We start from the raw sequence: 12,139 nt of genomic DNA, 5'->3' as shown, positions 1-12,139 counted from the left end.
GATAACAGTCCGTGCCAGGAAGCCACGGGGTGTGACCGATGCCGAAGCCGCGCCGTTGCGTCCCGGGGCAGGCGGGACCGGGCCACCCAATCCATCTACGATGGAAGTTAGTACTCTGTGCGAGCGTAGTTGGATCCGTCGCCCGCGTCAGGTAGGACAGTTATGAACAACAAGATCAGCCGCACGCCGAGCAAAGCCGCACGCCACGGACAACTCGCCGAACTGCAACGCGCCCAGCGTCGCGATGAACGGCGCCGGCGGCTACTCATCCTCGGCGTCCCCGCGCTGCTCGCCGTCGTCATCCTCGCGATCGTCGTGGTCCAGGTCGCCGGCCGTAGGAATCCGTCGGACATCACCGGCCTGCAGAAAATCAGCGGCCTGACCAACCCGCACACCGACCAGCCGGTCCGCTACCCGCAGACCCCACCCGCCGGCGGCCCCCACAACCCGGCATGGCTCAACTGCGGGATCTACAACCAGCCCGTCCGCAACGAGAACGCGGTCCACTCCCTCGAACACGGCGCCGTCTGGATCACCTACCAGCCCGACCTGGCAGCCAACCAGGTCGCCGCCCTGCGACGGATCGTCGGCACCAACGCCAAGGAAATCCTCAGCCCCTATCCCGACCTTCCCGCCCCGATCGTCGTCTCCGCCTGGGCCCGCCAGCTCCAACTGACCAGCGCTGACGACCCCCGCCTGCCCCAGTTCCTCCGCGCCTTGCGCAACGGCGCCCAGGCACCCGAACCCGCAGGGCCGTGCACCGGTGGAACCGGCACCCCGACCGGGTGACCCCGACCCAAGCCACCTCCACCGCCAACCACTACCTGATCGACATTGTCGCCGGCCGGGTAGCCCTCGGGCTGGCCGCCCTGACCCTGCGCGGCTGGCGCCGCATCACCCGACCAACCACACCGCCCGACCCGAACCAGCGGCCACCCACGCTCGTCCGCGGCAATTCCCCCGAGCCGTCCCGTACGGTCCAGGTAGAACCGCCACACGCGCCCTGTCACGATCCCCGTGACTCCGTACGTTCGACGTTCCTACCCAGTAACCGTCCCCCGCCGGGCGAAGGACGTGATCGAATGCCGGAAACTCCCCACCCTGGCAATACCGAATACCTGCGCCGCTACTGGGACAGGCACGCACACACCTACGACCGGGAAATGGCCTTCCTCGAGCGAGTCCTGTTCGGCGACGGCCGTGCCTGGGTCTGCGCACAGGCCACCGGCGACGTGCTCGAGGTCGCGATCGGCACCGGCCGCAACCTCGCCTACTATCCAGACACCGTCACACTCACAGGAATCGACCTCAGCCCGGCGATGCTGGACATCGCCCGGCAGCGAGCGCAGGACCTCGGCCGCACCGTCGACCTCCACGTCGGCGACGCTCAGGCACTGGACCTGCCCGACGCCTCCTTCGACACCGTCGTATGCACCCTGTCCCTGTGCGCCATCCCCGACGTCCACCGGGCCCTCGCCGAGATGAAGCGGGTGCTGCGTCCCGGCGGCCGGCTGCTGCTCCTGGACCATGTGGCCGGCTCGCCGTGGCACGTACGAGCAACCCAGCGACTACTCGAAACGATCACCATTCGGATTGGCGGCGAACACCTACGCCGACGTCCCCTGCTACAGGCGCAAACCGAAGGCTTCAAGATCGAACGACAGGAACGCTACAAACTCGGCATCGTCGAACGGCTCGTGGCCCGCAAGCCGCCCACGTTCATCACCTAGTCGTCCGACACCACGGCAACAGCGCCGAACAGCACTGGCAGCGGGCGCTGTCACTGTTCACCGAGGCGCTGCCGGCCGCGTGACCTCACCAAAGATCAAATGCGCCGGCGGAGTCGTCAACAGCGTTGACTATGTTGTGGGCAAAGAAAAGGACCCCCGGACAGCCCGATATCCGACGGTGGCCGTCGACTTGCCGGTCAGGACACGGCGACCGTAGTGTCCTGACCGGCGAGCCGCAGGACCTCCCCGCGGGGGGCGATCGCCCACGGGCCGATCCCCTCGATACTCAACGTGGCCGCCGCCGCCGCGAACCGGACCGCGTCACTCACCAGCGACCCGCTCTCCAGCGCGATGAACAACGAGCTGGCAAAAACATCACCGGCTCCGGTGTCATCAACAAGCCGGGTAGCCGCGATGGCGGGAAACTCCTGCGTGCCGTGGGCCAACAGAACCTCGCATCCCCGGGCGCCCTTCGTGACCACGACGATTCCACCGGCCCGGCGGACCGCCTCGGCCACGTTGCTCAGATAGGCGGCTTCATAGTCCGCGAACACCACCACGTCGATGCTGCCGGCGGTCGGGCCGTCAATCTCCAGCGAACGGTGGCGGACCAGCCCCTGGCCGTCCCAGGAACGAATCAGGCCCTGCGGGGTCAGCCCGAGAAGCCCTCGCCTACTCCCCCGGACAGCCTCGTCGAGAACGATTTCCTGCGCAACGGGCGCGAGGTGCAGCACCCGGCATTCCGGAAGCCGGTCGAGCCCCGACACGGCACCCGCGGACTTCTCCAGCCACTGGGTCCGGATGCTGTCGGTGTTTTCGTTGCGGAAACGGGTCGTGTCCGCCGAGGACTGGACGTAGAGGAATGCCTCCGTCTCGGACGGCGTCCATACCGGTTCCAGCTCCCGGCCGCAGCCACGACCGAAACCGGCGGCGGAAAGGCCCAGCCGGGCCGCCTGGATAACGGCGTAGACCACACTTCCACCGACCGCGAGGGACGAGTCGGGACGGACGTCGAGCGTTGGGTTCCCCACCGCCAGATAATCAACGGTTACATCACTGGCCAACGCCTCCGAAGTCCTGATCGTCATGGCCGCAAGAGTACTCGGGCGACCCGTCGCTTCCCGTGGATCCGGTGCGCTGCCCGTCAGCCGATCAGCCGATCAGCCGACCGGGGTCCGAGGGCAGGGCTGCCCCCGCGGCCCGCAGCGACGCGGCCGCCAACGCCTCCGTGATCTCCACATGGCTGACGATGCCGACCAGCCGCGGCCTGGCCGCGTCCTCGACGGCACCGTCGAAGACAAGGGCAAGGCCGGCGGCTGGACGGTCGGCCAGCCGCGGAAGCAGGTCGGCCAGAGGTTCACCGGGGGTGGTGGTCGCCACCGCGGCCATTGGCACGGTTACCGTGGCGACCCGGGTGAGCCCACGGTCATCGGTCGAAACCGACGCGAGGTCATGCAGCAGCACCACACCGACGAGGTCACCGCCGAAGTCCGCGACGACGAACACCCACTGGTCCGATTTGACCACGGTCTCCTCCACCACCGCGGACACTGTTCGCCAGCCGGGCAGAACCTGGGGGGCAGGCCCCATCACATCCCCCACCCGGACACCTGCGAGCGCCTCCTTCGTCCGCAGCCGGGAGAGCTCGAGGCGACCCGAACCAAGCGCGAACCATCCGAGCAGCGCCACCCACAGACCCACCACACCGACCAGGAAGATCGCCGCGGCGCCCAGGGCCAGCAGAAGCCAACCAGTGATCAATCCGGTTCGGGCGGTGGCCTCGGCCGCGCGTTCACGGCTTCCCGTCCGCCGGTACACCGCTGCCGCGAGCAACCGTCCACCGGTCGTGCGCGGGGTCGGAAGCAGCGCCGACAGGGTGAGCAGGAGCGCCACACCCCCGACCCACAGCCCGACGCCGCCGACAAGGGCCAGGCTGCCGTCACCGGCCCGCCGGCCGAGGACGAAAAGCGCCGTGCCACCGATCCCGGTGACCAGCAGGCCCGCGCAGGCGATGCGAGCCGCCGCCCCGGGCTCGCTGATGTCAGTCGCGGCACGCAGCCGGCTGCCGAAAAGGCCAACGATGATCCCGTCCACCCGCACGCCCACTCGACGCGCAACAGCGGCACGGGCCAGGTCTGCGACCAGCAGCAGGCCGAGGAGCAGCCCGGCACCGGCAAGACCAGCGGACAGGTAGGCGACGGCGGGCCGGTCGGGCGCCGCGTCGGGAAGGGTGAAAGCGGCCAGCAGGAAGGTCAGGATCGCCACGGTGACGGAGGCCCCGGGCCGCACCGACACCGGTGTGTGGACCGTTCCTGTCGGTACGTGGTCGGCTGTCATGTCCGTTCAATCCCCTCTTCATCCCGGACGCAACCTGTGGCAAAAGTCGCGTCGCTGGATGGCTTCCTGGTGTTCATCGTGGGCGTGGCCCTCGCCGACCTCGTTATGCCCGCCCTGCGCCACTACGACTCCCGGTCAGCCGGACACCCGGAGTCAGCGGATTTTTGGTCGGACGTGTTGCCGCGGCTGCGGAGTCAGGCCACGCAACGGCCGGACCGCGGCCGTCGCCCGCTTTTCACCATCGTTCACGCTGGTACGTCGCGGCGGTGCTCACGACTCTGTTGCCCTTCGAGCTCCGCAGGGGAGCATCGCTCACGCAGGTGGCTGGATCGCAGTTCGTGGATGCGCCAGCCGCGTGGCTTGCCGGTGGGCCCTACCTCGCCGGTGGACATGGCGAACGCCCCATCGAACATCGCCAAGCGGCGGATCACAGCGTGCGGGTCCCAGCGCACCACGAGTGCGGCGAGCCGAGCCCACCGCGGGTCCTCGCCGGCGACCGGGTCCAGCCGGGCAGCCTCGCGCAGCGTGTGCTCCGGCGTGCCCGCCGGGTGGATCGCCACGTACAGCAACATCCCGGCTTCCGATCCGGCAGGAACGACAGCGATGTCGGCGGGGCCGAGTTCGGCGCCGATCTGCACGACGAGTACGCCGGTGTCCACGACCGTACCGTCCGGGGCACTCACCAGCGACTGCACCCGTCCTAGCAGCACGATCTCGCCATCGCCACGAATGGTGGCGCGGTCGCCGGTGTGCAGCCAACCATCCCGCAGTGTACGAGCGGTAACGGCGTCCTCGCCGACATACCGCGTGAACAGTGAAGGGCTGCGTACCAACAGCTCGTTGTCGTCGCCGATCGTGACCTCGACCCTGCGGACCGGGACCCCGACGCCGTCGAACGCCGCACCGGACCGGGCTGTGATCGACGTTGCTCCGGCCACCTCGGTCTGGCCGTAGACGTTACGCACCGGGACGCCGACCGCCTCCCACCATGCCCGCAGGTCGGCGGGGACGGGCGCCGTGCCGGCAAATGCGTCCTGGACCCGCGCGAGGCCGGCCCGGCGGCGCAGCTGGCGGCCGAAGACCCACGCGCCGGGACGCCGTCCGGTCCCGCCGGTACGGCCGGCGGAAAGCGCCTCGTCGGCGGTGCGCTGCACCGAGGCCGCCAGCCGCCGTCCGAGTGCGCTGGACGCCGCCGAGGCCAGCGCCTGTCCTCGGACCGCCTCGTAGACCAGCGGCGGCGCGAGCAGCACGGTGGGCCGGCAGGCCGGGAGATCGGATTCCAGGGTTGGCAACCCACCGCCATACCAGGTGTGACCGGCCAGCGTGAGCGAGACATAGAGGGTCAACAGCCGCTCGGAAATATGCGCGGTCGGCAGGAACGACAGGAACCGGGGAAACGGATGCGTGGTCTCGCCGCGCACCGCGAGCACCGCGGCGAGCACCGCAGTCTCCGACACCTCGATGACCCGGGCCGGGCCTGTGGTACCGGTGCTCTGCAGGTACAGCAGGGTGTCACCGGGCGGGCGGGTCGGCAGCGCGGACAGCCGCTCGCGCACGAGCGCGGTGTCGAACGGCTCCACGTCGGCGGCGAGAGTGGCCAGCGGCGTTCCCTCGACGCCCGGCAGGGGAACGAGCATGTCCAGCTCGACAACCGGCAGATGCAGCGCGGCTGCCCGCGCCCGCTCCCGCTGAGAACGGCCGACCACGAGGGCCTCGGCTCCGGCCGTCCGCGCTGCGCGGCGCAGGTCGTCGTCCGTGGATGTCACGTACAGCGGCTGCACCGCGCGGCCGGACAGCCCCAGCGCCAGTTCCAGCGCCGGGTAGCGGGCGTCGGTCTCGGCGAGGACCGCGACCCTTCGGGCCCCCGCAAGAACCTGGTCGAGCCCGTCCACGACGCCGAGTACCAGATGGGTGAACTCGTGCCAGGTGAGCGTGTGCCAGTCGTCATGCCGCTGCCGGGGACTCGATTTCTCCGCCGCCGGTTGGCGACGGTAGGTGATCGCCGGTTGTTCCGGGTGCGCGTGGACGGTGTCCACCAGCATGGCGGACACTGTGATCGTGTGCTGGCCCGCACCGGTCATCACCGATGACGCCGTCATGCTCCTACCTCCACAAGCTGCGGGACGACTGCGGGTGGCGCGGCACGGCGGCGCGGCCGGCCGCGGACGAACAGCAGGTACAGCGCCGGGCCCAGCAGCAGGTCCGTCGCGAGCGCGAACGACATGGTGAACGCGGCGATGAGACCCATCTCCTGCAAGGCGATCAGCGAGCTGGCCGTCATCGACGCGAAACCACCGATCAGCACGTAGGAGGAGAAGCTCGCCGGCCGGCCGGTGCGCAGCATCGTGGCGGTCACCGCGCTCGACGGGGCCGACCCTGCCCGGACCCGGTCCCGGATGCGCACCGACAGGTGAATCGTGTCGTCAGCGGCGAGGCCGAGCGCGATGGCCAGGATCATCGCGGTACCGATGCGCACGCTGATGTGGGTCAGTCCCATGAAGCCCAGGGTTGCGAAGACCGGCAGGACGGTCGGCACGATGCCGGCGAGGAACAGTTTCGCGTCTCGGATGGCGAACCACATGATGGGCAGGATCAACGCAAGCGCGGTGATGGCCGAAAGCATCATCTCGAACGAGAGGCTGTGCATGCCCTGCTGTGCCAGCCACCATTCGCCGACCGTCGCCACGTCGGCATCCGGCATCGTTTCCCGCGCCGCGGCACGAACCTGCTCGACGAACGGCAGGGACCTGGCCGTGCCGATGTCCGGCACCCGAACGATCACTGCGGCCTGGTCGCCGGCCGGGGTGAGCAGCGTGTCCGCGAACCGCTGCACGACAGGTCCCGCCCGGCCCTGCCGTGCAGCCACCGCACCACGCAGATCGGCAGGGCGACGGAGGCAGCCCGGGTCGCTCTGCCCCGCGGTGAGCGACGGCTGTGGCACCAGATCAAGCGGAGACGCCACATAGCGCACATCCGGCATCGCGCAGAGCCGGTTCACCAGCGCGGCGAGCTGCCCCTCAGTACCGACAACCGTGCCGGAACGCGGCCTGACCCACAGCACCGGGCCGAGAAACCCCGCGAACTGATGTTCGTATGTTGACTGGGCGATTACGGCAGGATGATTTTTCGGTAGCTCTTCGTTCACCTTCTGGTCGATCGATAGTCCGGAAGCACCGACGATCCCGAGGGCTGTGGTGCCCATGACGAAGCCGAGGACCACCCTGCCGGGGCGGCGCTGCAGCAGTCCGTCGGCGCGGCTCAGCATCGCGACCGTCCAGGACGCGCTGCGCCGGCGGAACGCATTCGGTGGGGTGTTGCGGTAGAACAGGTGAATAAGCGACGGCACGGTCAGCCAGTTGACGCCGTAGACAATCATCACACCGAGCGCCGTGGACATCCCGAAGGACGAGATCGCCGTCATGTCCGCGGTGAGCAGCGCGGCGAATCCCACCGTGGTCGCCAGACCGGTCATGAACGCCGGCCAGGCCAGGATCGTGAACGCCTCCCGGTTCGCCGTGGCGTGGTCCCGCCCCGCCTCGCGCCGCCGCAGGTACTCCTGCTGGTGGTGCAGGGCCTCCGCGATGCCGACGATCAGGACCAGGGTCAGGACCTGACTGTTGACGATGGAGAACGGCTGACCGAGCAGCGTCATGACGCCGAGCACCAGTGGCACCGACAGGGTGACGCCGGCAAGGCAGGTCACCACATCCCGCACCCGGCGGAAGTAGACGAACAGGATCACCAGCATCACCACGAGCAGAAGCGCGATGCTGCGCAGCACGCTGAACAGCACTTCGTGGGCATAAACCTGCTCGACCTCGGGATAACCGGTGAAGCTGGTCGCGATGCCGGTCTGGCGGGACCAGTCACGTACCGTGGCGCGGAACTGTTTCACCGCGTCACGCCAGTGCGAGAAATCGTCGTTGGCGATATCGAGCGCGACGGTGACCGCGACCTGCCGGTTGTCGTCGCCGAAGATGATCCGCCGGGCCGACGCCGAGTGCAGCACCGAGTCGACGACCGCCCGCTGCTCGCCCGGCGTGCGGGCATCGCTCAGCTCTGCGGCCACGCCGGCGGGATGCAGCCGACCATCGGCGTCGAAGAACGGGAACGTCAGCGGGTCCCGAACCGTGACGAAATGCGGCAGGCCGCGCAGCCGGTCCGCAAGTTCGTGGGTACGGGTCAACGCACGCGGGTCCCCTGCGTCACCGACGTCCGCAATCGCCACAAGGTCGTTGAACCCCAGGTCGCCGAAAGCCTTCTCGAACGCCGACGTCCGTGCCAGCTGCTGATGGTTACCGGTGAAGACGGGACGGAACGACATGTCCATCCGCATACCGAGCGTGCCGACCGCGCCGGCCAGAACGCCGAGGACGAGGCAGACCAGAACAAACGTGCGGTGGCGCGCCAACCTGTCATAGATACGACCGGCGCGTACACCACCCGCGACTCCCGATGCTGACACCCACGCGCTCCTCAGTTCTCCGGCCCGACTGTGGGCCGAAGGCTCGCGGCCGGGACCCCGGCACAGTCCTGGCATTGGCTGGTCCGCACGACAACAGTGTCCATCCCGCGGGAGCCGTTGCTGGTGACATGTTCGTGTGTACCATTTTCGGGGTGAGGCTTGGCCTTCACTGTCCATGTCCGGAGATGATCGCGTGGTCTTCCCGGGGCTGTGGGTTCGCCACCTGCCAGCGAACGGCGGAGCGTGCCTCGGCCCCGCTCATCCCCAGATGGGCCATGCCCAGCCGGGCACAGTCCTCATAGCTGCCGAGAATGATACTGTGTCGGCCGGTGCGGCCGGGGACGACGCAGGTTTCTCCGGTATCCTCCGCACCGATCAGTCGAAATATTCTCAACATCTTCGGGAGGCAGTAGGCGACGTAACGTCGGTGGCTCGTGTGCTCCAGCAGCCACATCGACCCCAGTACCAACACCATGAGTGAATAGCGGGCAGACCACGGCGAACGCACCGCCGCCATCCTGCCGACCTCGGAGTCCGCACCCCAGTCGGGCAGATCGCGCGAGACCCCGAGCACGTCCGAGACGTCGGATGGATACGGTTGTGAACGTGCGGTGGCGACAGGAGTGCCGTCGTACAGCAGAAGCATGACGTGACTTTCCGCGTCTCGACGGCATTCCAGAGCATCGCTGAACATGACGCTGCGCCGATTCAGGAAGACCTCGTTCCGGAAGCCTCGGGCGAGCTGCCGCTCACTTTCGGAATTGCAGCATAATAGCTGGATACCGCCCGTGAGCGACCCGGGAACGTCAAGCGACCCGGAAACGTCAGCGGCCATCGCCGGATTCCCTCGGTGATCCGTCGCTGCGGCGACGCGCCCATTCCGTGTAGGACTGCTCCATCAGGGAAGTGGTCAGCCACAGTGTGGTGACTGCGACACGGTGGACTGCGTCCGCCTGCTCACGCGAGATCACCGAACGCCGGATGGTGTGCTGCACCTCCATGGCGTGCTTGGAATCGATCTCCGAATGCGCCGCGAAGAAGGCCATGTCGTGATCGCTCAGGCCGAGAGACTCCCGGGCCTTCGACAGCACCGGGCTGATGTGGTCGTACACCGTCTCCGCCCAGTAGGAGTAGCCCAACCGGGAAACCGGGCCCTCACGAAGCCCGACGCCGTAGAGGTACTGGATGAGCGCGTCGGTCGCGGGCAGCGGCACGTCGTCGACCGACGCGTCCGGGCCGAGGAGACCGACCGCGCGCAGGTCGTGCAGGACCAGCTTCTCGTGCCCCAGTTCCTCGCGTGCATGGCTGTAGACAAAACGGAGAAGACCGATCTGCTCCGGCTCGGCACGGAAAGCGGCAACCGCCTGGTTGATCGAATTGTGCCGCGTGTAGTGGTAGATCTGCGTCATCATGATGCGGTACAGCTCACGGTCGAATCCATGCGCAGTGACGTGCCGCCAGAAGGCGCCGTTTCGGGCCTGTGCCCAGAGGTCGCCGATCGAGATGTCGAGTCGAGTGAACAGTTCGTCATGCATGGAGCTCGATACGATCTCCTCCGGCATGGATACCGCGTCAAGGATATCCTGGACCACCACCACCGCCCCCTATGTGCGAATAAACAGACAAGATCCGTACGACTTCACAAGGGTTACACGAAGGACGACCTTCTTGGTCCGCATGTCAAAGATCGGACAGCTGGACCGGGTGACCGAATCCGGATTAAATTGCCGAATTCCGGAATGCCCCGAGAAAATTCATGGGTTCCTCGATCTTCCGTCCACCAACATTATCCTGAATATTCTTCAGGATTTCCGAGGACTTGCCGTCCCGACCGAGTTCTCCTGCCGGAACGGTGAGGACACGGGGGTGTCGACCGGCCGCCGAACCGTGCCCGGGTCGGGGACGAGCAGCTCGTCAACGCCGCAGTCGAGGACGGCACAGAGGACGTCAAGGTCGTCGAGTTTGACGCTGGCCGGCTGGCCGGACCACAGGCCGGACATTTTCCCGGTACTGATCGTAAGACCATGGTCGGCGAGCATGCGCTGCAGTTCGCTGGACTTCCAGATGCCGCGCTGAGCTGCGACCAACCGCAGGTTCCACCTCATGGCACAGCTCCTTCTCCACCGAGAGCGGCCGTTCTCCTACCCATGAGAGATGTTGTACGTTACGACACAAGTCCATTCCTCAAAGTGACCGTTACGCGACAGGCTACCCGAACCCGTCGTCGACTACATGCGGCTGGCCAGTCCGGGCTGTCCGCGCCCGAAAAGTCATAGCCCTGCGGCCTGCATGCCGCGAAGCTCCTTCTTCAACTCGGCGATCTCGTCGCGCAGGCGTGCGGCGAGCTCGAACTGCAGCTCCTTCGCGGCCTCGTGCATCTGGTCGTCGAGCTGGCGGATGAGCGCCGCAAGATCCGAACGGGGCATGCCGGCCAACGCCGCCGCGTGCCGCCCGACCGCGCCGTCACGGCCCGTCCTCGACGACATGCCCGGCACGGGCGCCTTCCCCCTGGACTGCGCGCGCCCACCACCACCGATCAGCTCACCCTCGGCGCTTTCGCGCACCAGGTCGTCGAGGATGTCGATGACCTTCTTGCGTAGCGGTTGCGGATCGACCCCCCGTTCGGTGTTGTAGGCGATCTGCTTGGCGCGCCGCCGGTTCGTCTCCTCGATGGCCCTGCGCATCGAGGGCGTCACCGTGTCCGCATACATGTGTACCTGCCCGGAGACGTTGCGGGCCGCCCGGCCGATGGTCTGGATCAGTGACTTGTCCGACCGCAGGAAGCCCTCCTTGTCCGCGTCCAGGATGGACACCAGGGAAACCTCCGGCAGGTCCAGGCCCTCGCGCAACAGGTTGATACCGACGAGCACGTCGAACTCGCCCCGGCGCAGCTCGGTGAGCAGTTCGATGCGGCGCAGCGTGTCCACCTCGCTGTGCAGGTAGCGGACGCGGATCCCGAGCTCGAGGAGATAGTCGGTGAGGTCCTCCGACATCTTCTTGGTCAACGTGGTGACCAGCACACGCTCGTCGCGTGCGGTGCGCGTCCGGATCTCCCCGATGAGGTCGTCGATCTGGCCCTGGGTCGGCTTCAGCACGACCTCCGGGTCGAGCAGGCCGGTCGGCCGGATGATCTGCTCGACCACGCTGTCGGACCGGGACAGCTCATACGGCCCGGGGGTCGCCGACAGGTACACGGTCTGGCCGATGCGCGCGCAGAACTCCTCCCAGCGCAGCGGCCGGTTGTCCATGGCGCTCGGCAACCGGAAACCGTGCTCGACCAGGTTGCGCTTGCGGGACATGTCGCCCTCGTACATCCCGCCGATCTGCGGGACCGTCACGTGCGACTCGTCGATGACCAGCAGGAAGTCGTCCGGGAAGTAGTCGAGCAGCGTGAACGGCGGGGTACCCGCGACACGCCCGTCGATATGCCGGGAGTAGTTCTCGATACCGGAGCAGAAACCGACCTGGCGCATCATCTCGATGTCGTAGGTGGTTCGCATCCGCAGTCGCTGGGCCTCCAGCAACCGGCTCTGGCGTTCCATCTCCGCGAGCCGGTCGGTGAGCTCCGTCTCGATGCCCGTGATGGCCCGTTCCATCCGTTCCGGGC

Annotated in this window: 10 protein-coding genes; 2 read left to right on the top strand and 8 right to left on the bottom strand. The window is 67.6% G+C overall.

Annotated elements, in window-relative coordinates:
• Positions 1-162 precede the first annotated feature (162 nt).
• Positions 163-789, top strand: coding sequence for a thioredoxin-like domain-containing protein (locus NBW77_RS00050; RefSeq protein ID WP_131746774.1), 627 nt, complete (start codon positions 163-165; stop codon positions 787-789).
• Complete coding sequence (locus NBW77_RS00045) at positions 786-1,730, top strand: class I SAM-dependent methyltransferase (protein WP_217497591.1); 945 nt, start codon at positions 786-788, stop codon at positions 1,728-1,730. The genes NBW77_RS00050 and NBW77_RS00045 overlap by 4 nt, the downstream gene beginning before the upstream one ends.
• A 197-nt stretch (positions 1,731-1,927) precedes the next feature.
• Here the strand turns inward: NBW77_RS00045 and NBW77_RS00040 are convergent, their stop codons facing one another.
• The 8 genes from NBW77_RS00040 to NBW77_RS00005 form a co-directional block, all read right to left on the bottom strand.
• Positions 1,928-2,818 (bottom strand): PfkB family carbohydrate kinase, encoded by an 891-nt coding sequence (locus NBW77_RS00040; RefSeq protein WP_131746773.1) that lies wholly within the window; start codon positions 2,816-2,818, stop codon positions 1,928-1,930.
• Between the two features lie 64 nt (positions 2,819-2,882).
• A complete protein-coding gene (locus NBW77_RS00035) occupies positions 2,883-4,067 on the bottom strand; it encodes a peptidase M50 (protein WP_131746772.1) in 1,185 nt (394 codons plus the stop codon).
• A 245-nt stretch (positions 4,068-4,312) separates the two neighbouring features.
• Complete coding sequence (locus tag NBW77_RS00030; RefSeq protein WP_131746771.1) at positions 4,313-6,166, bottom strand: AMP-binding protein; 1,854 nt, start codon at positions 6,164-6,166, stop codon at positions 4,313-4,315.
• A complete protein-coding gene (locus NBW77_RS00025) occupies positions 6,163-8,532 on the bottom strand; it encodes an efflux RND transporter permease subunit (protein ID WP_250279099.1) in 2,370 nt (789 codons plus the stop codon). The genes NBW77_RS00030 and NBW77_RS00025 overlap by 4 nt, the downstream gene beginning before the upstream one ends.
• 166 nt (positions 8,533-8,698) lie before the next feature.
• Positions 8,699-9,367 (bottom strand): hypothetical protein, encoded by a 669-nt coding sequence (locus NBW77_RS00020; protein WP_207387002.1) that lies wholly within the window; start codon positions 9,365-9,367, stop codon positions 8,699-8,701.
• Positions 9,357-10,127, bottom strand: coding sequence for an iron-containing redox enzyme family protein (locus tag NBW77_RS00015; protein ID WP_207387001.1), 771 nt, complete (start codon positions 10,125-10,127; stop codon positions 9,357-9,359). The genes NBW77_RS00020 and NBW77_RS00015 overlap by 11 nt, the downstream gene beginning before the upstream one ends.
• Before the next feature lie 207 nt (positions 10,128-10,334).
• Positions 10,335-10,637, bottom strand: a complete 303-nt coding sequence (locus NBW77_RS00010; protein WP_131746768.1) for a helix-turn-helix domain-containing protein — start codon at positions 10,635-10,637, stop codon at positions 10,335-10,337.
• Between the two features lie 165 nt (positions 10,638-10,802).
• Positions 10,803-12,139: helicase-related protein (locus NBW77_RS00005; RefSeq protein WP_250279098.1), on the bottom strand; the 1,337-nt coding region annotated here is incomplete at its 5' end.

Origin of the sequence: Frankia sp. Cppng1_Ct_nod (assembly GCF_920656135.1) — a bacterium.
GTDB lineage: Bacteria > Actinomycetota > Actinomycetes > Frankiales > Frankiaceae > Protofrankia > Protofrankia meridionalis.
This window is presented reverse-complemented; position numbering and strand designations above follow the sequence as displayed.

What these genes read in the sequence shown, in the direction of transcription:
- NBW77_RS00050 (WP_131746774.1), top strand. Translation starts at nt 163, where the DNA reads ATGAACAACAAGATCAGCCGCACGCCGAGCAAAGCCGCACGCCACGGA.
- NBW77_RS00040 (WP_131746773.1), bottom strand. Translation starts at nt 2,818, where the DNA reads ATGACGATCAGGACTTCGGAGGCGTTGGCCAGTGATGTAACCGTTGAT.
- NBW77_RS00035 (WP_131746772.1), bottom strand. Translation starts at nt 4,067, where the DNA reads ATGACAGCCGACCACGTACCGACAGGAACGGTCCACACACCGGTGTCG.
- NBW77_RS00030 (WP_131746771.1), bottom strand. Translation starts at nt 6,166, where the DNA reads ATGACGGCGTCATCGGTGATGACCGGTGCGGGCCAGCACACGATCACA.
- NBW77_RS00020 (WP_207387002.1), bottom strand. Translation starts at nt 9,367, where the DNA reads ATGGCCGCTGACGTTTCCGGGTCGCTTGACGTTCCCGGGTCGCTCACG.
- NBW77_RS00010 (WP_131746768.1), bottom strand. Translation starts at nt 10,637, where the DNA reads ATGAGGTGGAACCTGCGGTTGGTCGCAGCTCAGCGCGGCATCTGGAAG.